Below are 21,260 nucleotides of genomic sequence, written 5' to 3' on the forward strand. Positions count from 1 at the left end.
ATCTCTCTGCTCAAGACTTGCGCTAACGTAAGGAATAACTGATTGAATAAATCTCACAAAAAAAGCGACGAGTATCAACCCGTCGCTTTTCTTTTAAAGACAAAGCTGTTTATGCTTTTTTCTTATCAGCAGGCTTTGCAGCCGGGGCTTTCTTTTTGTTTTCGGTATAAGCAGCACCGCCTAAGGCAAGCACCAATAGGATTGAACCTGCTAATGATATTTTTTCTCCTGTGTAATAAGAAGCCGGCTCGAATTTAAATTCAATTGTATGATTGCCAACAGGAATTTGTGCAGCACGCAAAAGGTAATCAGCACGGAAGTAAGGTTTTTCAACGCCGTCGATATACATTTTCCAGCCTTTGTTATAGTATACTTCAGAGAATACTGCGATTTGCGAAGCCGTTGAACCGCTTTTATAAATCATATGATCGGGAGAGTAACTGGTTAGCTCAATTTTACCCTCACCGGCACCTGCTCCCAAAGTTTTTTCATCAATAACGCTTTTGTATTGTTTATCAACAATAGCTTCATCTTTTGGTGTAAAGCTGCTGATGGCTACCATTTCCTGGTCGGCATTATCAGCATATTTAATGCTTTTAACAAACCATGCATGACCACAGGCGGTTTGGTTTACCTGCATACCCACGTTCTGCGTTTTAGGATCAGAATTGATGATGTATTTAACATTCATCATGTCCAAAACATCCTGGTTAATGCTTTTGGTTAGCTGGTTATCAAATAGTTCTTGCCAGCGTTTTAACCTTGCTGCAGAATAGCCACCTAATGATTTGTAGAAAAATGGTGTAAAGCCATCACCCGGAAGGTATTGGGTTGCGTCAAACACATGGAAGTCAGGATCTTTATCTTTCATGATAAACTGATCTACCTCACGCGCTTGCGGGGTTTCGTTATCCTGTTTAGGTGCAAAACTATCTTGATTCAGATACCTTTTATCAATAGCCCACAGATCAATTAAGATAAGCGCCAGGAAGCCAATTGACAGGACGCCCGGTTTGATCTTGTTTTTAAGAAATGCCCAGGCAAGACCGAAAGCGATAGCTATAAAGATAAGTGAACGAACAGCATCGGCTTGTGCTATAGATTCCCGATCTGAAATTAAAGCGCGGGTAACGGATGCGCCATCGATTTTAAATTGCTGAGCTATTTGAGAGATAATACCGGCAGTTTGTTCACGGACGCTGAACGATAGGAGTAATGAAGGCACAACTGCAACAATAAGTGTAATACCGCCGGTGATGTAAAAAGCTATTTTGAGTTTTTTAAACAAGTTTGCTTTGTCTTCATTCACTATGGCTTCGTTCACTGCTAATACTGCAAGTATAGGGAAGCAGAAACCTGCAACGGCCAATATTGACTCTACGGCGCGGAATTTATTGTAAAGTGGGAAATAATTAAAGAACAGATCAGACAGGTAAGGCCAGTTTCTACCAAAAGATAGTAACATGGTTAAAACAACGGCGCCTAATAGCCACCATTTGATACGGTTTTTAACAATCATTAAGCCCCACACAAACAACAGGCAAATTACAGCACCAAAATAAAACGGGCCCTCTGTAAATTGTTTGTCTCCCCAATAAAGCGGTAAATATCGGGCCGAAATTCCAATTACTTGATTAGGGTCAACACCAGTACCGCTTAGTGCCTTGATTACGTGCGAATCCGGATCAATTGAACCCTGACTGCTGCCGCCATAAGCATTAGGGATTAAGAATGTAAGACATTCGCCCACGCCTTGGCTCCACTCGTAAGCGTAGTCTTTTGGTAAACCGTTATTTGGCTCTGATGTTTGCTTGGTAAGGTTTGATTTACCACGGATACTTTCGCTTCCATAATCGGCGGTGCTCCACAATATAGATGCGTTTACTGCCACCGCCAAAGCAAGGGCCGCTGCTATATATCCAACAGATTTGATGAAACTGTTTAAAGTTTTATTCTTAATAGCGTGGTAAAGCTCAATCCCCAGCATGATCAATAGGGCCAGCATCAGGTAATACGTCATTTGTACGTGGTTGGCCCTGATTTCCATAGCTAAAAACAACGCGGTAACTGAAAAACCTAACAGATGCTTACCGCGTAGTGTGAGAATAATACCCGCAAGTATGGGCCCAAAAAAGGCTATAGCAAATGCCTGATTTGAGTGACCTGCTACCAAAAGAATGATGTTATACGATGAAAACGTGAATGCTACCGCTCCCGCTGCAGAAAGCCATGGATTTACCTTTAATACAATGAATAAAAAGTATGTGCCTAATAAAAACAGCAATACTGTACCTATAGGTGCTGGAAAGGTGTGATTAATACCATCTACGATGTGACTGGTCAAATTGGCCTTGTAGGGTGCCCATATCTGGTAAGTTGGCATACCGCCGTAGATCTGGTTCGTCCAGAGTATGGTGGTATCTTTAGCTTTGTAATCGTTAATTTCTTTTTGGGTTGATTGCGCCCTTGTAACGTCATTTTGCCCTAAAGTTTTACCCTGAAATGCCGGGGTTAAATAGATAAAGCAGATCACTAAGAAAATTGCAGCTATGGCAAAATGAATGCCGTTACGCTTAAACCAGTTATTCATTTAAATTTTTTGAAATGGATATTATATTCCTCAAAAATAGAAATTACAATGAGAATAGGAATTATAAGTTTTGTTAAGGAATAACTTAACAGATTTGCGCACGGCTGCGCAGCAGGAAAAACATGGCTATCAACACAATGATAGATATTACATAGGCAATAACCTGCGCCTTGCCATAGTCCTCGCGGAATTTGCGGATATTATAAAAGTTATAAACACCCAATGCGCCCATAACAACCCAGTAAAAGGTACTGATCTTAGTGCAATTGGCAAAAATTTGAGTAGCAACAATAAATACTATTACGTTGGTAATAATCAGTGTAAAAGATTCAGGCGTGTTATTATGATTTTGGCGCCTTCTAAATACCGGGTTGGTGTCCATGATTTATTGATTAGGTTTATTTTACTTCTTCGTAATCAACAAATTCACCTTCACTGTCGGGCACGCTGCCTTTTTTTGGCTGCGGAATATGGTCTATCCTGATTTTTCCATCAGATTTGGGGCCTTCGTTGTAATTACGTTGCTGCTGCTGATATTGTTGCTGGGCTTTATTCACAACGCTTTCAAAAAGAAATGGCAGCAGGTAACGAGCCAGGCTGCGGATAATGTATAATATACAGATAGATATGATCAGGAAACGAATAAGAATCATACTGTTAATTTTGAGCTTACAAATATAAGGTATATAACGGTAAAATTGTTTTATTATGATTTGAGGATAGCTGATGCTGTTTTAATTTGAAAATGAAGCAATTTGAGGATTTGAAAATGTGAGATTGTCGTTTTCAAATCTTCAAATCAATAAATTTTCAAATTAAAATTTCTCCTCCATCATTTTTTCCAAAGCAAACATTTCGTCGCGCAGCTTGGCAGCCAGCAAAAAGTCCATATTTTTCGCAGCAGCAAGCATATCCTTTTTGGTATTGTCGATCGATTTTTTCAGATCGGCTTTGGTCATGTACTGAACAATAGGATCGGCGGCAAGGGTAACAACATCAGTTTCCACATAGGCTTGTTGTACGCCGCCCTTAAAGTCAACCACCGATGTTTGTTCCATAATTTCCTCGCGCGATTTGCCAACGGTTAACGGTGTAATACCATGTTGCGTGTTGTATGCAATCTGGATTTCGCGGCGTCGATTGGTTTCATCCATCGTGATCTGCATCGAATCGGTTATGGTATCTGCATACATGATCACCCGGCCACGGTCATTACGGGCAGCGCGACCGATGGTTTGGATCAATGAACGCTCCGATCTTAAAAAGCCTTCTTTATCAGCATCTAAAATGGCTACTAATGATACTTCGGGTAAATCAAGGCCTTCGCGCAATAAGTTGATACCTATCAATACGTCAAACTCACCAAGTCGTAATCCCCGTAAAATTTCCACACGCTGCAGAGTTTTTACCTCCGAGTGAATGTAACGGCATTTAATGCCGAGCCTGTCCATGTATTTAGCCAGTTCTTCGGCCATGCGTTTGGTCAGGGTGGTTACCAGTACGCGGTCGCCCTTTTTAATGGTTTTATCTACTTCATCAAGCAGGTCATCCACCTGGTTTATCACCGGCCGAACGTCAATAACAGGGTCAAGCAGTCCTGTAGGGCGAATCACCTGTTCAACCACTACACCGCCTGATTTTTCCAATTCGAAATCGCCCGGGGTCGCACTTACATAAACAGTTTGCGGTGCCAGATTTTCAAACTCCTGGAAATTAAGCGGACGGTTATCCAATGCTGCCGGCAGGCGGAAGCCATAATCAACCAGCGAAATTTTGCGTGACCTGTCACCACCATACATGGCCCTGATCTGCGGAACAGTTACGTGGCTTTCATCAATCACCATCAAATAGTCTTCCGGGAAATAGTCAAGCAAACAGAATGGCCTTGCGCCCGGCTTGCGTCCGTCAAAAAAGCGGGAGTAGTTTTCGATACCAGAGCAATAGCCCAATTCGCGGATCATTTCCAGATCGTAGTTGACCCTTTCTTCCAGGCGTTTGGCTTCCAGGAAACGGCCGTCATCAATAAATTGCTTTTTCCGCATTTCCAGTTCTTCCTGTATTGCCCAGATAGATTGCAGGAAGCGCTCGCGTGGAGCAACATAGAGGTTGGCAGGATAAACTACCATATGCGTCATTTTTTCGATGGTTTTGCCTGTGCCGATGTCAAAGGCACTTAGCTCTTCAATATCATCGCCAAAAAAGGAAATACGGTAAGCATAATCCAGGTAAGCCGGGAAAATGTCTACGGTATCACCCTTCACCCTGAATGTTCCTCGTTTAAAATCGGCGGTGGTGCGGGCGTATAAAATCTCCACCAGGCGATGTAAAAAAGCGTTCCTGCTGATGCGCGTACCTACAGCAAACTTAAAAACCGAATCGGCAAAGTCGTCCGGGTTACCCATACCATAAATGCAGGATATGGATGATACCACGATAACATCGCGCCTGCCCGACATTAAAGCAGATGTTGTGCGTAAACGAAGTTTTTCTATCTCCTCGTTTATCTGCAAATCCTTTTCAATGTATGTATTTGTAGTAGGGATGAATGCCTCAGGTTGATAATAATCGTAGTACGACACAAAATAGTTCACCGCGTTTTCTGGGAAGAACTGCTTGAACTCACCATACAACTGAGCTGCCAATGTTTTGTTATGGCTCAGTATGAGTGTTGGCTTTTGCGTTTGCGCTATAATATTGGCAACCGTAAACGTTTTGCCCGACCCGGTAACCCCTAAAAGGGTTTGATATGGGTCGCCATTGTTGATACCTTCCACCAGCTGCCGTATAGCTTCGGGCTGATCGCCGGTGGGTTTATATTGAGATGTTAATTGAAAATCCATGTTGTTATGTAAAAATACAAATAATCCAGGAACAGGGTTTGCAAATCAAAATAAGTACATGGTAATGACAACCGTATGTCAACATTGTTGGGATGTGGGCAATAATTTACAATCAATAATTGCAAGTTGGAGCCTGTGGTGCGGTGTTATCACCGTACCATATGATTTGCATGATGTATTGCTAATTGAAGAATGATGATAGGCAAAATGGTGCGGTGATAACACATGCTGCCGCTCGGCTCCAGCCGAGCGGCGGCGTTTTTTTATTTCTTCTAAATATCGATGAAAGTAATAACCACTGTAAGCTAAAATCAACTACATCTCCGCTTTCAAGCGCAACGCCCTATCCAAAAAGCTTTGTTGTTTTAATTTTTCTTCTGCTTCTATAATCGCTTTCATCAGGTTGTTTTGAGTGTCAGTAATTTCGGCGGCAGCGGCTTTCATAATTTCCCAAACGGGTTTCATACGCACAATAAGTTCCTGCCCCTTTGTTGTTAGCATGATAAGCCGCTTCCTTTCGTCGGCTTTGTCTTTTTTTGAGCGGATCAATTTCTGTTTTTCAAGCTCTTTTAACAGACTTATGGTAGAGGGGTGTGTATAGCCAATTTCTGCTGCGATTTCCACCACGCTTAAAAGGGGCTTAAAATGTAAAGTGTAAATAACCGGGAACCATTTGGGTTCAAATTCAATATTGTTGGCTTTATATATGAGCACACCCTCTTTGCGTAACTGCTCGGCCAGGCGCTGCAGCCTTGTTGAAATTGCTAAAATTCCCGATTCGTCAATAACATTCATTATACTGCTGTTAGTTGTTCAAATGTAATTCATAAAAGATAGTATCTGCAGCCATAAGTGGGAATGATTTCGGCAAATCATGTTTAGCAAGGCGCGTAAACCCATTTCTTTCATAAAAGCGATGAGCCGCTTTCAGCACTTCAACCGTACCTAAATAAATGGAGGTGATATTGTTTTGTCTGCAGTAAGCAATAAGATTATCAAGCAACAGCTGCGCAATGCCCAGCTCTTTGCCGCGATATTCTTTACGCACAAACATTTTGCGTATGGCGGCTGCATTTTTTTCAAAAGCAATAAGTGCTATGGTGCCAACAAGCTGCTCATTATAGGTAGCTCCCCAAAAATTGCCGCCGGTTTGATGGTAGTTTGTTTCAATGTCAAGCAGGTCGGGTTGATCTTCAAGCGTAACGGGTACATTAAATTCTATTTGCTGAATCGGCAAAATGATATCAATGACCTGCTGGCAATAGGTGTTGTTTAATGGGCTGATAACCGGTGTAGTATTCATGACTATAATATTTATGTACAAATCTACGTAGTTAACTACATATATTCAAAATTCAATTTCTTTTTAGCCAGGCGATATGACATTTAGTAAACAAATAATGATGCTATTGCCAAAAAACGTTTAAATTTAAGCATGATTTTCATCCTCAATAAAACCGATACCATTGCCAACCAGTTTCTGGCCGAATTGCGGGATGCAGTTATCCAGCAGGATAAGGAACGTTTCAGGCGAAACCAGGAGCGGCTGGGTGGCATACTGGCTTATGAGTTAAGCAAATCATTACATTACGAAACCAAAGAAATTCAAACCCCGCTGGGCACTGCCAGCGTCAATATGCCTGCCGATGAGCCGGTGCTGGGCATAATATTACGTGCCGGCCTTCCCTTTCACCATGGCTTTATGCAGTTTTTTGACCGGTCTTCCTCTGCGTTCATCACTGCATACCGTAAAATAAAACGTAACGGCAGCTTTTTAATCCAGGTTGATCATATCGCCACGCCTAATCTTGATGATAAGATCTTTATTTTGTGCGATACCATGCTGGCAACCGGCCAAAGTATCGTAGCTGTTTGTAAAGAGTTGATGGCGCAATACAAAATAAAAGAGCTGCACATTGCCGCCGTGATTGCCAGTACCGAAGGTGTGGCCCACGTAAAGGCTAACCTTCCTAAAGCAAAATTGTGGCTCTGCGCTGTTGATGATGAAATGACCAGCAAATCGTATATCGTACCTGGCTTGGGCGATGCCGGGGATCTGGCATTTGGCGAGAAAGCGTAGCTTGATTTCGGATTTCGGATGTTCGATTTCGGATTTAGTAGGATTGAATTTCTTAATTTTGAATTTTTAATCAGGGAATAAAAAATTCCGAAATCGAAAATCCGAAAATGAATAATTCCGAAATCGAAAATCCGAAATCCGATATAAAGTATAAACACATTTTCTTTGATCTCGACCATACCATTTGGGATTTTGATAAAAATGCCGAGGAGGCTCTGTACGAACTATATGTTATTCACCAGCTCGGTGAAATAGGACTGCACTCTGCCGAATTGTTTATCGAAACCTATACCCGTAACAATCACCGCCTTTGGGCGCAATACCATATTGGCGAGATCACCAAAGATGAGTTGCGCGAGGCCCGTTTCAAATCAACTTTTACTGATCTTGGCCTGCATCCTGAATTAATGCCGGTTGATTTTGAGGATGCTTACGTAAAACTTTGTCCCACCAAAACCAACCTGTTTCCGCACGCGCACGAAACCTTGCAGTATCTGCAATCGAAATATACCCTGCACCTGATCTCGAACGGGTTTAAAGATTCAACCCGCATAAAAATAGCCGGAACAGATCTGGCCAAATATTTTCAAAATATTATCATCTCCGAAGATGTAGGTGTTAACAAGCCTGATAAAGCCATATTTCAGCATGCGCTTGATTTGGCCGGAGCATTGAAAGAAGAAAGTGTGATGATAGGTGACAGCATTGAAGCCGATATTCGCGGGGCACTTAATTTTGGGATGGACGCCATTTATTTTAACCCTTTTAATGCAGAAAAACCTCATGATGTAACCGTACAGATTGCTCATTTAAAAGAGTTAACTTTACTTTTATGAGTATCGCCAAAGAACGTAAAGCTATTGATGCTGCCCTTGATGAATACCGCAAACAACTGGATCTAATCCCGGATGAATTGTTTGATGTTACTCCCGACGAGGGTGGCTGGTCCTTTGCTGAAGTGTACAGTCATATTATGCAGGCTACGTTGGGTTCATCGATAGCGCTTGAACGTTGTACCCACGGTAATTGCGAGCCCTCCAAAAAAGGCATTAACTGGGAAGGGCGGATCCTGTTGTTGTTAGGCAAATTTCCGCCGGTTCAAACAACAGTGCCTAATGCGGTAAATGATAAAATGGCTGCCAATAAAATCAGTAAGGAAGATGCCAAAAACCTGATCATTAAATGCCGCAAACGGGTTGAAACCACCATGCCACTCATTGCCGCTTCTTTACCGGCAAATAAATACAAACACCCGCGTTTGGGAATGCTGAATGCCAAACAGTGGTTTAAGTTTATCCGGATCCATTTACAGCACCACTTAAAGCAACTTGACAGGATCAAAAATAAATTTCGTTTGGCAAAGTAACCTTTTACATTTAATGTAGTCTTAACAGTAGGATAATGTTAGATTTCAGACATTTGTAAAAATCTTTGTAATGAATTTTGAGTATGCTTATTTGGTAGTTATAGGGTTGCTGATATTGGTCGGCTGCTTCTACGCAAGTCCATATGAATTGACAGTTAACGAAGATGAAGACGACGAGTAATCGTTGCTTTATTAATAAAATATTGTTTTTTCCGGCTAACCAAATCATGCCGGCCTGTAAAATAGCCCCTTTAATTTAATGGCAAAACGCGAAGTTGATATTGTAGTAATATCTGATGTGCACCTTGGTACTTACGGCTGTCACGCAAAAGAATTGCTTAAATATTTAAAAAGCATCAAGCCCAAAATCCTTATCCTTAACGGCGATATTATCGATATTTGGCAGTTTAGTAAATCGTACTGGCCCGAAGCCCACATGAAGGTAGTACGCCGGATCCTTAAGTTTGTTACCGATGGCATCCCGGTTTATTATTTAACCGGCAACCATGACGAGATGCTGCGTAAGTTTACAGATTTTAACATGGGTACTTTTCAGCTGCTTGATAAGCTGGTGCTCAATATCGACGGCAAAAAGGCCTGGATTTTTCACGGGGATGTATTTGACGTTACCATGCAACACTCTAAATGGCTGGCCAAACTGGGCGCTGTTGGGTACGATACACTCATTTTGATCAATAGCTTTGTAAACTGGTTCCTTACTGCTATCGGCCGCCAAAAAATGAGCTTTTCGCAAAAAGTGAAAGCCAGTTTTAAAGAGGCGGTAAAATTCATCAATCAATTTGAACAAACTGCGGCCGACCTGGCCGTGGATAAACAGTATGGCTACGTAATTTGCGGTCATATTCATCATGCCGAGATCAGGGAAATTACATCAACCCAAAACACAGGATCGGTACTTTACCTAAACTCGGGCGACTGGGTAGAAAGTTTAAGCTCGTTGGAATATCATGATGGTAAATGGGAAGTGTTTAAATACAAGCCTGATGATTTCAATACCGATGCGGATGAAGATGATAAAACCGACTCTGAAGATTTGAACGCCATGCTTGATGTTAAAAACTTATTGGAGCGCTTTAAGCACGAACACGATTAAATTACTCACCGAAAACATTTTCTTTGCTAAATTAAGCCCCTGAATATTGTTGCAGGCAAATCAGCGAACCTGTTGTACCTGCGTGGCGCAATCATCATCCTTTTGAAAAGAATTTATTTTAATGAAGATACTGTTTGGTATACAGGGAACAGGTAACGGGCATATAAGCCGGGCAAGAGAAATTGTGCCCCTGCTGCAGCAATACGGCGAAGTGGATTTACTGGTAAGCGGCACTGAAGCCGAAGTATCATTATCACAACCTCTGAAATATCGCTTTCATGGCGTTAGTTTTGTATTTGGCACCAATGGCGGGGTGGATAACTGGGCCACCTGGAAAATTATGAACCTGCGCCAGTTTCAGCGCGATTTGCGGAGCCTGCCATTAAAGCAATATGATCTCATTATAAACGATTTTGAACCTGTGAGCGCCTGGGCTTGTAAACTACGTGGAGTGCCGTCGGTATCACTCAGCCACCAGTGTTCATTTGTATCTCCCAATACTCCGCGCCCCGAAAAGAAGGACCCCTTTGCCCAGTGGCTTTTAAAAAATTATTCGCCCACCACTTATCATGTGGGTTTCCATTTTGAGCGTTATGATACCTTTATCAACACGCCCGTAATCCGCAGTGAAATCAGGCAGATGGAAACTTCTGACCTTGGGCATTATACCGTTTATTTGCCGGCATATGATGATAAAACCTTGCTTAAATATTTGGGTGCCCAAAAAGATGTTAAATGGCAGGTATTTTCAAAACGGCAAAAGCAGGCTTACCAATCGGGCAATGTGGAAATTTTTCCGGTAAACAATGAAGCTTTTAATAAAAGTTTGGCAAGCTGCACCGGCCTGCTTACTGGCGGCGGCTTTGAAGGCCCTGCCGAAGCCTTGTTTTTAAAGAAAAAGGTAATGATGATCCCCATGAAAGGGCAGTACGAACAGCAGTGTAATGCGCTTTCGGCCTCTAAACTGGGAGTACCGGTAGTAAGCGAAATAAACGATAAATTTACCGGGCACTTAAATAACTGGGTGAACGACAGCAAAAAGATTGTGGTAGATTTTCCTGACGAAACGGCTGCTATTGTTGATAATTTGGTAAAGCAATATGCAAGAGCTTAAAGCATTGCAACGTAAGCGGTTTTTCTGTTAATTTTGCAACCGCAAATACGGCCCGCACATTATGATCAATATTTTTCGGAACTACAATCCTCTTAACATCTTATGGCTGGCTGTTTTGCTGCTCGTACTCCGGATTGGCTACATAGTACAAATTCCCGAAAAGGTTGAGTTTATTTTTGTTGAACCATTTGCCCGGCTGCTGGTGCCTGTAAAATATGAATACGCTTTTTCACCACTGTTGAATGTGATCCTGGCCGGCGCACTCGTATTTGCCCAGGCCCTGCTGCTTAATTCGTTAATTAATCATCATAATTTATTAGGTAAACCCACTTTTTTGCCTGCACTGATGTACATCACGCTTGCTGGTTTGTTCACACCTTTTCTAACATTAAGTGCCCCGCTTATCTGTAATTTTTTGCTCATATGGATGCTGTATAAATTATTTAACCTTTATAAAGGGGATGATGTTAAATCGGCTACTTATGACGTGGGTATGATAGTAGCGGTGGGATCACTTATTTATTTCCCGTTTATTTATCTGTTTTTAGCTATATGGGTAGCGCTTACTGTATACAGGCCATTTAACTGGAGGGAGTGGGTTATTTCGATATTAGGGTATGTAACTGTGTTTTTTTTCCTGGCGGTTATTTATTTTATGAACGATATGCTGCCCCGGTTCACCCATATCTGGTCGCCCCTGGGCAAAAAGTTTCCGGATCACATCAGTATAAATTCTTACAACTACCTGTTGCTTGCTCCTGTTATCTTAATATTGGTGCTTTGTTTTTTTAAGCTGCAGCAAAATTTCTTTAAAAGTTATGTGCAGATCCGTAAAACATTTCAGCTGCTGTTTTTTATTTTTCTGATCACGGCGCTTTCATTTTATCTTAATTCGGAGTTTCGCCTGAGCCATTTTTTGCTTTGTGCAGTGCCGGCAACGGTGTTTTTTGCCTATTATTTTTTGTATGCAACAAAGCGCTGGTTTTATGAAGTATTGTATTTGCTGTTGTTTATCAGCATCATTTACTTTCAGTTTAACAAATTTTAACTTTTACATTCGTCCTTATTTCGGCGGTTATGTTAGTTTTGTAGCCTGAAACTATAATAATAAACTATTTAGGTTCAACCCCAATTTAAAAAAGAACTGATGAAGTTTGGAGTAGTTATATTTCCTGGTTCTAATTGTGATGAGGATATCATATACGTATTAGAAAAAGTACTGGGTCAGCAGGTGGTAAGGTTATGGCACAAAGATCATGACCTGCAAGGTGTTGACTTTGTTGTTTTACCCGGTGGTTTTTCATTTGGTGATTACCTGCGCTCTGGCGCCATTTCCCGTTTTTCGCCAATTATGCAGGAGGTTATTCAGTTTGCTGCAAAAGGTGGATACGTAATGGGTATTTGCAATGGCTTCCAGATCCTTACCGAGGCTGGCTTGTTGCCCGGAGCATTATTGCACAACACCAACCGCAAATTTATTTGCCGCAACATTTACTTAACGCCGCAAACATCAAATTCGTTACTTACTGCGCAGCTTGATCCGCAACAGGCATTAAGGATCCCGATTGCACACGGCGAAGGCAACTATTTTGCTGATGCCGATGTAATCAAAGCCCTTAATGATAATGACCAGGTAATGTTCAGGTATTGTGATGAGGCCGGTAATATCACTGCTGATGCAAACCCTAACGGATCATTGGAAAACATAGCAGGTGTTACAAACTTAACCAGGAATGTATTTGGCTTAATGCCACACCCGGAGCGTGCCGCCGATGGCTTGTTAGCCAATGAGGATGGTTTAGCTATTTTTGAATCAATATTATCAATAGTTAGGGCCTGATGACCAGTTTGGTTATCGATATTGGTAATACCCTCATCAAAATTGCAGTTTTTAAACTGGATGAGATGCTTGATGTTAACCAGTATGAAACTATTGATATGCCGGTACTGGATGTCTTGCTTAACAAATACGATCCGGTTAGGGCAATCATATCCTCGGTAAAAAAAAATACAGAAGCATGGCAGGCCGAACTGGGGCAAAAAATTTCGCTGATTCATTTTAATACTTTAATGACCAGCGGGATAAATAACCATTATTTAACCCCCGAAACCCTTGGCCCCGACAGGTTAGCAGCTGTTATTGGTGCATATAACATGTTTCCGGGGCAAAACAGCCTGGTAATAACAGGCGGTACCGCCATTACTTATGATGGTGTTAACGCCGGAGGAAATTATTTTGGTGGCAGTATATCGCCGGGCTTAAATATGCGTTATAAGGCTTTAAATAATTATACGGCAGGTTTGCCGCTTATTGAAGCCGATGCAGATTTTGATTCGCCATACGGGAATAATACAACAACCGCTATCCGTTCGGGAGTACAAAACGGAGTGAAATATGAGCTTACCGGTTTTATTGAAAGCTATAAAACCATGGGCGAACAACTGAACATTATACTAAGCGGGGGCGACAGCATTTTTTTTGATACTCTATTGAAAAATAGCATCTTTGCCCGCTACATAAAAATTGAACCATATTTGGTTTTAAAAGGTTTAAACGCAGCTATACAAAAGCATAATGATTAAATATACCCGGTTTTTTATAACACTTTTACTGGCTGTTGCCGCTTTTTCAGTACATGCACAATCAACGGCAACCTCAAGCTCTCCATATTCACGTTACGGTATCGGCGATATTGACCCTCAGTTAATGGGGCAAAATATAGGTATGGGCGGCATTAGTGTAGCTACCAATAAAATTGGTTTTTTTAATAACATCAACGTTGTAAACCCGGCATCCTACGGTGCAATCAACCTTACAACTATTGATGTTGGTTTGTATGCAAACTTTTTAACGCTTTCGCAAACCGGTTCTGCAAGTCAAAAAAATAGCAATTTCAGGCTTAGCCACATCGCATTCGCTATCCCTACCTCAAAGCGTTCGGCCTTGAGCTTTGGTTTATTGCCATACAGCGAGCGTGGTTACAACTATAAAAAATCGGTAAGTAAATTAGGTACTTCAGGTTCACCTGCCGATACCAACGTAACAAATTACAGCTACAGTGGCGATGGTAGCTTATCAAAAGCATATTTTGGTTATGGTTTTGGCTTAGGCAAACACTTATTGTTAGGCGCTAACGTATCGTACATATTTGGTAACATCAAAGATATTGCCACCACCGAAATCCCCGACCTGGCAGGTGCAATCAACTCAAAAATCCAGTCGAGTAATGCCATCGGTGGTATAAACTATGACTACGGCGTGCAGTATTCATTTGATTTTTCAGAAACAAAGCACCTTGTTTTGGGCTATTCGGCATCGGCCGGCACAAAACTGCATACGCAAAGCAGTTTTGTTGTCAGCCAGTATTTTAATGATGCAAATGGCAACCAGGATATAGCTGCCGATAGCGTGGTTAGCACAACCGGCCCTAAATCAAAATTGAAGTTACCACAGATCAACAGGTTCGGGATCTCTTTTCAAAGCGACGGTAAATTTTTGGTGGGTGCCGATTACTCTATGGGCAAATGGTCCGACTTATCAATTGCGGGTGTAAATCAGGGCTTACAGGATAGCAAGACATTTAACATTGGTGGTTCGTATACACCAAACATATCAACCATCAGAAACTATCTTGCCACTGTCGATTACCGCATAGGCGCTATCTATGATCAAACCTATATGCACATTAACGGTACTACCATTAAAAGGTATGCAGGTACCGTAGGGGTAGGCTTGCCTTTACGCTCAAACAATGGCAGTTACTATAAAATCAATATCGCGGCCGAAGTTGGTCAGCGCGGATCATTGGTTAACGGCTTAGTTAAAGAAAACTACGTTAATATCCACCTTGGCTTCACACTTAACGATAAGTGGTTTACCAAGTATAAATTTGATTAATCAGCCATCATGAGCCGCCTTGCAGTTAACATACCGGCTTTGTGCCTGTTGCTGTTGCCAATGGCGGCTTTGCTGTCTTCGTGCGAAAATGACCTGAAAAAGGTTAGGGAAATTTCGGCAAACGAAGTAGATACCGTAGCTCAGCGTACTATGGGGCTCGACCTCATCATGAGCGATTCGACCAAAGTAGAGATCCACCTTACTGCGCCGCTGATGATCGAATACCAGATCAAGAAGCCTTATAAAATTATGCCTAAAGGCGTAAAGATTGATTATTATGACCGGGCAACAGGCCAATTTGCGGGTGATATAGTTGCAGATACAGGTATTCAGCGCGAACAGGAAAAACTGATTGAGTTTCATGGTAATGTGGTTGCAACCAATGCCAAAGGCGAAACCTTTAAATCAAACGAATTATTTTGGGATCAGGTTACCAAGCGCGTTTATTCCAATAAACCTGTTCAGGCCACACTTAGCGGTGGTAATGTTATGAACGGCAATACCTTTGAAAGCGATGATAAGCTTTTAAACCCTACCTTTAAAAGCAGCACCGGGCTGTTTCACGTTGATGAAAAAGATACACAATAATGACTTTTTTTAACGAAAAATTTGTGTTATAGAATTTTAACAAAAATTGTATCTTGCGCCCTCTTAAAAAAGAATTAGAATAATTATAAATGTAATATGGGTATAATGGGTTTTTTGCGCGAAAGGATGGGGAAGATTCTCGCATTCTTTATTGGTTTCGCGCTGCTTGCATTTATTGTGAGCGAAGTTGTAAGATCGGGCGGTTCCTTTTTTAGGGACGATAGTAACGAGCTTGCCGTTGTTAACGGCGAAAAAGTGCCCTATGACAAATTCAACGAAAAGCTGGAGCAAAACTCTGCACAGTTTAAACAACAGGGACAAAGTATTTCTCCGCAGATAGCCAGCTACCTGCAGGAAACTACCTGGAACCAGTATTTAAGCCAGTTGCTGATAGGCAAAGAGATTGAGAAGCTTGGCCTTACTGTTGGTGACGATGAAATGAACGTAATGATCGGCGATAACAATCCCGACCCGCAGATAGCCCGTCAGTTTGCTGATCAGCAAACCGGTCAGTTTGACCGTAGCAGGTTTAACCAGTTCAAAGCTTACCTGCAATCAGGTAAAGCAGATCCGGCTCAGAAAAAAGCCTGGAGCGATTTTGTTATCGACCTGATTGAAGCTAAAAAAGCTACCAAATACATGACTTTGGTTACCAATGGCCTTTATGTAAACTCGCTTGAAGCTACAGATGATTACGAAGCAAAAAACAAGTTGGCTAATTTTAAATATGTATCGCTTGATTATGCCTCAATCCCTGATGCTAAAGTTACTTTGACCGATGCTGACTACAGTGCATATTATGACGCGCACAAAGCTTCATTTAAAACTCCGCAGGAGTTAAGGAACTTTGAGTACGTAAGCTTTAATGCTGCGCCTTCGAAAGAAGATTCAACAGCTGTTAAAGAGCAAGCTCAAAAATTAGCGAACGAATTTAAAACTACTCCTAACGATTCGCTTTTTGTACAGATCAATGCCGAAACAAAAGCTCCTTTAACTTATCAGCGTAAAGGTAGCCTCGATCCAAAACTGGATACTACCATGTTTAACGCGGCTAAAGGATTTGTTTATGGTCCATATCTTGAAAATGGCAGCTACAAAATAGCTAAACTGGTTGATACCAAAACTACTTTTGATTCGGTTAAAACCAGGCATATCTTAATCGACCTTGCATCTGCAGGCGGCGATGATAAAGCTAAAGCTAAAGCCGATTCAATAAAGAAATTGATCCAGGGCGGTAAATCATTTGCCGAGCTGGCTACCACTTTTTCTGCTGATAAAGGCAGCGCTGTAAAAGGCGGTGAAATCCCTTCATTTGACGCCAATGGCTCAATGGCTGGTCAGGGTAATTTGGTTCCTGAATATTACAACGCTGCTTTCAAAGCAGGTAAAGGTGATATCATTGTAGTGAAATCACAATTTGGCTACCACGTTATCCAGATTGAAGATCAAAAAGGCTCAGTGAAACTGGTTAAAGTTGGTGTAGTTGATAAACCTTTAACAGCGAGCAGCAAAACTCAAACTGTAGCTTACAGCAAGGCACAAGCATTCTTAGCTTCATTAACATCTGATAATTTTGATGCAGAAGCAAAAAAAGAAGGTTTAAAATCACGCACTGCCGAAGATGTTACTGCAATAGCTTCTGGCTTGCCAGGTTTGGATAACGCACGTGACGTGGTTAGATGGGCTTACAAAGCCGGAAAAGGTGATATCACTGATAAAGTATTTACTGTAGGTGATCAATATATAATTACCCGCCTTACCGAAATTAAACCAAAAGGTACTTTAACGCTTGAAGCTGTTAAAAAACAAATTGAGCCAATGGTACGCAATGAGGTTAAAGCTAAACAACTAAAAGAGAAATTTGACTCAGCCCTTAGCGGTGGTGCTTCAATTGACCAGGTTGCGCAAAAAGTAGGCAGCAAGGTAGTTCCGGTTGAAAACATTGTGTTTGCTAACCCTATCATCCCTGGCCAGTCGGCAGAGTATAAAGTTATCGGTTCAATCTTTGGTTCGGCTATCAACAAAATTTCAAAACCTGTTGATGGTGCGCAAGGTGTTTACGTATATGTAGTTAACGGTTTCACTAACCCGCCGGCACTTGCTAACGCCATTAAACAAAAAGAACAAATTAACCAGGTGCTTTTACAGCGCTCACAGGGTCAGGTTCTGGATGCATTAAAAGATAATGCAATTGTAAAAGATAACAGGGCTAAATTTTTCTAAACAAAATTTAAAGTAAATTTACATCCGGGAATGGCATTAAGCCGTTCCCGGATTTTTTGTTTTATATACTGCTTGTTTATATAAAGTAATTATACAATACTGAACATCAGGCTAAGCAGCTTTAGGCTTTGTGCATTCCGCTTTTAGCTTTAATAGATATAACTGATATGGATATCCAGGAAAACATAGTAAATAAGGTAGCCCAGAGTGGTTTGGTTACCTTAGACCCGGCAGATTTTTATCCGGCAGGGGAGCGCGTTATATACGATATAAAAGATAATCTTTTCCACGGTCTTATTTTAAAAGAGAAGGATTTCAGAGAGTTTATAAAAGAACATGACTGGGCGCAATATGAAGGCAAGAATGTAGGTATAACCTGTACTGCCGATGCTATTGTACCTGCATGGGCATATATGCTGTTAGCCAACCGCATGGCCCCTTACGCCCGCGAAATTGTATTTGGGAATAAAGAAGTGCTTGAAACCGTACTTTTTGAAAAGGAAATAGCTAAAGCCGATTTTGAACAATATCGCGGGCAGCGCATTGTACTTAAAGGCTGCGGCGATACCGAAGTGCCTGTATCTGCTTATGTTGAAATAACCAAAAGGCTAACTGCGGTAGTTAAAAGCCTTATGTTTGGCGAGCCGTGCTCAACGGTGCCTATCTATAAGCGTAAGGACTAAGTATTTAAGTGGCTGTACGCAATAAAAACAAGTTTAAACCATTTATAATAGCAGTTGTCATATCACAAGCTTCGCAATAGAGGCTCTTAATAAATGAAAAAACTGCTGATTAATAAATACTTTTTTACTGTACTGCTTTTTATAGCCTGCTGTACCGGGGCATTTGCCCAGGAGCTTAAAAAAATCAACGAATCGATTTTTAAGGCAGGCGAACAGTTGGATTACAAGATGAAATACGGCTTTTTTACCGCTGCTGAAGCTACGATTAAAGTAGAAGCAAGCGATAAAAAATATGATGGCCGCCCTACGTTTCACCTGGTTGCCGAAGGTAAAACCGCCGGCTCTTTCGATCTGTTTTATAAGGTTCGTAACCGGTATGAGTCGTACGTTGACCAAACAACGCTGATGCCTTATTTTTATACCGAAAACAGGCGTGAAGGCAAGTACAGGCATACAGACAATGTTACCTTTGATCAGAAAGATAAAAAGGTAACAGCCAATAAAGGAACCTTTGCCTACAAAGGCGAATCCTTTGATTTTGTATCGGCTTATTATTTTGCGCGGGCCATTGACGTTTCAAAGCTGCACGAGGGCGATACATTTGATTTGCAATACTTCCTGGAAGATGGTTTTCACAGTATGCAGATAACCTATGTAGGTACTGAAACGGTTGAATGTTCGCTTGGTAAATTTAATTGTCTTAAATTTAGCCCGGCAATTATTCCGGGTCGTATTTTCCGGAAAAACAGTAAATTATACCTTTGGGTTACTAATGATAAAAACAGGATCCCGGTAAAGGCGCATGTTGAAGTGCTGATTGGCAGCGTATCTATGGAGCTGAAATCGGCAGCCGGACTTAAATATCCTTTGAACCCTATTAAAGATTGATTTTAAAAAGATGATTGAGGTTGGCAATGTATTACTGCATGAAGATGTGGTAAAGGAAAATTTTGTATGTAATTTAAATAAGTGCAAGGGGGCATGCTGTCTTGAAGGCGATTCGGGGGCTCCGCTTAATGCCGATGAACTTGATATCCTGAAAGAGATTTACCCCAAAGTAAAACCTTATCTTACTGCAAAAGGCATCAAAACCATTGAGAAGGATGGCGTTTACGTTACCGATTTTGAAGGTGATTATACTACGCCATGCGTTGATACCAATAAAGAATGTGCCTATGTGATATGGGAAAACGGCATCACCAAATGCGGTATCGAAAAGGCATATGAAGAAGGCGCCGTTAACTGGAAAAAACCTATCTCATGTCATTTGTATCCTATCCGTATTACTTCATACCCAGAGTTTGATGTTTTGAACTACGACCGCTGGAATATCTGCAGCCCTGCATGTTCATTTGGCGATGAGCTGAAAGTACACGTTCATGAATTTTTGAAAGACCCGCTTATCCGCAAGTACGGGGCAGATTGGTATCGTGAATTGGAGGATACCGTAGCCGGGATTTAATCCTCACCATATTTACGGGCAAATATCCTTATTCATTTAACCGTTGCATAAACACCAGCCCAAGCCTATATATTGAGTGTCATAGAGGTAATTACAATAAAATTGGATATTATTGTACTACATAATATCTGTACGGTTACTACTAATGAAAAAGGCTTTAATTACAGGAATAACGGGTCAGGATGGTGCTTATTTAGCAGAGTTTTTGCTGAAGAAGGGCTATGAGGTACATGGGGTTAAACGCCGTTCATCGTTATTAAATACCGACAGGATAGACCATTTATACCATGATCCGCATGAGCCTGGTGTAAAGTTCAGGCTTCATTACGGCGACCTTACAGATTCAACTAACCTCATCAGGCTTATCCAGGAAGTTCAGCCCGACGAAATTTATAACCTGGCAGCTCAAAGCCATGTAAAAGTGAGTTTTGAAACGCCGGAGTATACCGCCAATGCCGATGGGGTTGGCGTGCTGCGTATTCTTGAAGCAGTAAGGCTTCTTGACCTCTCTAAAAAGACACGCATCTATCAGGCCTCCACATCCGAGCTTTATGGTTTGGTACAGGCTGTGCCGCAAAATGAAACTACTCCTTTTTATCCGCGCTCGCCTTACGCTGTAGCAAAACTATATGGCTACTGGATTGTAGTTAACTATCGCGAAGCTTATGGTATGTATGCCTGCAACGGGATTTTGTTTAACCATGAAAGCCCGGTAAGGGGCGAAACTTTTGTTACCCGTAAAATTACACGGGCAGCGTCAAAGATAGCTCTCGGCCTTCAAAATTGCCTGTATGTAGGTAACCTTTCGGCGCAGCGCGATTGGGGGCATGCCAAAGATTATATTGAAGCGATGTGGCTGATGCTGCAGCAGGAAACTGCCGAAGACTTTGTGATAGCAACCGGGGTGACCACTACCGTACGTGATTTTATCAGAATGGCGTTCCTGGAGTTGGGTGTTGAAGTTGAATTTAGCGGAAAGGGCGAAAATGAACGTGGTGTGATCATTGATATTGACGAGGAAAGAGCCATTTCGCTTGGATTGAATTTGGACGCCCTAAGATTTGGGCAAACAGTTGTAAAGGTAGATCCGAGGTATTTCAGGCCAACCGAGGTTGATCTGTTAATTGGTGACGCTACAAAAGCTTATACTAAACTTGGATGGAAACCTAAATATAACCTGCAGGCACTGGTAACCGATATGGTACTTGCAGATCTGCATTTGGTAAAGAAAGATGAATACCTGAAAAAAGGTGGTTTTAATACGCTTAATTATTTTGAATAAACAACGATAAATGCCATATC

At 41.5% G+C, this 21,260-nt stretch carries 21 protein-coding genes; 15 read left to right on the forward strand and 6 right to left on the reverse strand.

Annotated features, from left to right (window positions below; all coding sequences use genetic code 11):
- Positions 1–109: 109 nt before the first annotated feature.
- The 6 genes from ACEN9X_RS15145 to ACEN9X_RS15170 form a co-directional block, all read right to left on the reverse strand.
- On the reverse strand, positions 110–2,590 hold the full coding sequence (locus ACEN9X_RS15145) for a hypothetical protein (protein WP_413665937.1): 2,481 nt from the start codon (positions 2,588–2,590) through the stop codon (positions 110–112).
- An 85-nt stretch (positions 2,591–2,675) separates the two neighbouring features.
- Complete coding sequence (locus tag ACEN9X_RS15150; RefSeq protein ID WP_413665938.1) at positions 2,676–2,972, reverse strand: hypothetical protein; 297 nt, start codon at positions 2,970–2,972, stop codon at positions 2,676–2,678.
- Positions 2,973–2,988: 16 nt separating this feature from the next.
- The gene (locus tag ACEN9X_RS15155; protein ID WP_413665939.1) at positions 2,989–3,243 is read right to left on the reverse strand and encodes a DUF4834 family protein; all 255 of its coding nucleotides are present in this window, start codon (positions 3,241–3,243) and stop codon (positions 2,989–2,991) included.
- A gap of 162 nt (positions 3,244–3,405) precedes the next feature.
- On the reverse strand, positions 3,406–5,430 hold the full coding sequence (gene uvrB, locus ACEN9X_RS15160) for an excinuclease ABC subunit UvrB (RefSeq protein WP_413665940.1): 2,025 nt from the start codon (positions 5,428–5,430) through the stop codon (positions 3,406–3,408).
- A gap of 315 nt (positions 5,431–5,745) precedes the next feature.
- Positions 5,746–6,225 carry a MarR family winged helix-turn-helix transcriptional regulator gene (locus ACEN9X_RS15165; RefSeq protein ID WP_413665941.1) on the reverse strand — a complete coding sequence of 160 codons (480 nt, stop codon included), beginning with the start codon at positions 6,223–6,225 and terminating at the stop codon, positions 5,746–5,748.
- 10 nt (positions 6,226–6,235) lie between these two features.
- Positions 6,236–6,733 carry a GNAT family N-acetyltransferase gene (locus ACEN9X_RS15170; protein ID WP_413665942.1) on the reverse strand — a complete coding sequence of 166 codons (498 nt, stop codon included), beginning with the start codon at positions 6,731–6,733 and terminating at the stop codon, positions 6,236–6,238.
- Between the two features lie 132 nt (positions 6,734–6,865).
- On the opposite strand from ACEN9X_RS15170, the gene upp reads away from it, so the two are divergent.
- The 15 genes from upp (at position 6,866) to gmd (ending at position 21,240) form a co-directional block, all read left to right on the forward strand.
- Entirely contained in the window at positions 6,866–7,510 is a 645-nt protein-coding gene (gene upp, locus ACEN9X_RS15175; protein WP_413665943.1) for a uracil phosphoribosyltransferase, read from the forward strand.
- A gap of 107 nt (positions 7,511–7,617) precedes the next feature.
- Positions 7,618–8,346 (forward strand): YjjG family noncanonical pyrimidine nucleotidase, encoded by a 729-nt coding sequence (locus ACEN9X_RS15180; RefSeq protein WP_413665944.1) that lies wholly within the window; start codon positions 7,618–7,620, stop codon positions 8,344–8,346.
- Positions 8,343–8,876 carry a DinB family protein gene (locus ACEN9X_RS15185; protein WP_413665945.1) on the forward strand — a complete coding sequence of 178 codons (534 nt, stop codon included), beginning with the start codon at positions 8,343–8,345 and terminating at the stop codon, positions 8,874–8,876. Before ACEN9X_RS15180 ends, ACEN9X_RS15185 begins: the two co-directional genes overlap by 4 nt.
- Positions 8,877–9,135: 259 nt before the next feature.
- A complete protein-coding gene (locus ACEN9X_RS15190) occupies positions 9,136–9,990 on the forward strand; it encodes a UDP-2,3-diacylglucosamine diphosphatase (RefSeq protein ID WP_413665946.1) in 855 nt (284 codons plus the stop codon).
- 121 nt (positions 9,991–10,111) lie between these two features.
- A complete protein-coding gene (locus ACEN9X_RS15195; RefSeq protein ID WP_413665947.1) occupies positions 10,112–11,104 on the forward strand; it encodes a glycosyltransferase family protein in 993 nt (330 codons plus the stop codon).
- Positions 11,105–11,165: 61 nt separating this feature from the next.
- Complete coding sequence (locus tag ACEN9X_RS15200) at positions 11,166–12,152, forward strand: DUF6427 family protein (protein ID WP_413665948.1); 987 nt, start codon at positions 11,166–11,168, stop codon at positions 12,150–12,152.
- A 99-nt stretch (positions 12,153–12,251) separates the two neighbouring features.
- Positions 12,252–12,944: a phosphoribosylformylglycinamidine synthase subunit PurQ gene (purQ, locus tag ACEN9X_RS15205; protein WP_413665949.1), complete on the forward strand. Its 693-nt coding sequence runs from the start codon at positions 12,252–12,254 to the stop codon at positions 12,942–12,944.
- A complete protein-coding gene (locus tag ACEN9X_RS15210; RefSeq protein WP_413665950.1) occupies positions 12,944–13,687 on the forward strand; it encodes a type III pantothenate kinase in 744 nt (247 codons plus the stop codon). The genes purQ and ACEN9X_RS15210 overlap by 1 nt, the downstream gene beginning before the upstream one ends.
- Positions 13,680–15,002 (forward strand): hypothetical protein, encoded by a 1,323-nt coding sequence (locus ACEN9X_RS15215; protein ID WP_413665951.1) that lies wholly within the window; start codon positions 13,680–13,682, stop codon positions 15,000–15,002. The genes ACEN9X_RS15210 and ACEN9X_RS15215 overlap by 8 nt, the downstream gene beginning before the upstream one ends.
- A gap of 9 nt (positions 15,003–15,011) precedes the next feature.
- The gene (lptC, locus tag ACEN9X_RS15220; protein ID WP_413665952.1) at positions 15,012–15,590 is read left to right on the forward strand and encodes an LPS export ABC transporter periplasmic protein LptC; all 579 of its coding nucleotides are present in this window, start codon (positions 15,012–15,014) and stop codon (positions 15,588–15,590) included.
- Positions 15,591–15,695: 105 nt separating this feature from the next.
- Positions 15,696–17,813 (forward strand): SurA N-terminal domain-containing protein, encoded by a 2,118-nt coding sequence (locus ACEN9X_RS15225; protein ID WP_413665953.1) that lies wholly within the window; start codon positions 15,696–15,698, stop codon positions 17,811–17,813.
- Between the two features lie 167 nt (positions 17,814–17,980).
- Entirely contained in the window at positions 17,981–18,496 is a 516-nt protein-coding gene (locus tag ACEN9X_RS15230) for a DUF2480 family protein (RefSeq protein ID WP_413665954.1), read from the forward strand.
- A 93-nt stretch (positions 18,497–18,589) separates the two neighbouring features.
- On the forward strand, positions 18,590–19,384 hold the full coding sequence (locus ACEN9X_RS15235; protein ID WP_413665955.1) for a DUF3108 domain-containing protein: 795 nt from the start codon (positions 18,590–18,592) through the stop codon (positions 19,382–19,384).
- 10 nt (positions 19,385–19,394) lie between these two features.
- Entirely contained in the window at positions 19,395–19,958 is a 564-nt protein-coding gene (locus tag ACEN9X_RS15240; protein WP_413665956.1) for a DUF3109 family protein, read from the forward strand.
- Between the two features lie 145 nt (positions 19,959–20,103).
- Complete coding sequence (gene gmd, locus ACEN9X_RS15245; protein WP_413665957.1) at positions 20,104–21,240, forward strand: GDP-mannose 4,6-dehydratase; 1,137 nt, start codon at positions 20,104–20,106, stop codon at positions 21,238–21,240.
- Positions 21,241–21,260 lie beyond the last annotated feature (20 nt).

The organism is Mucilaginibacter sp. Mucisp86 (assembly GCF_047324315.1).
Classification (GTDB): Bacteria; Bacteroidota; Bacteroidia; order Sphingobacteriales; family Sphingobacteriaceae; genus Mucilaginibacter.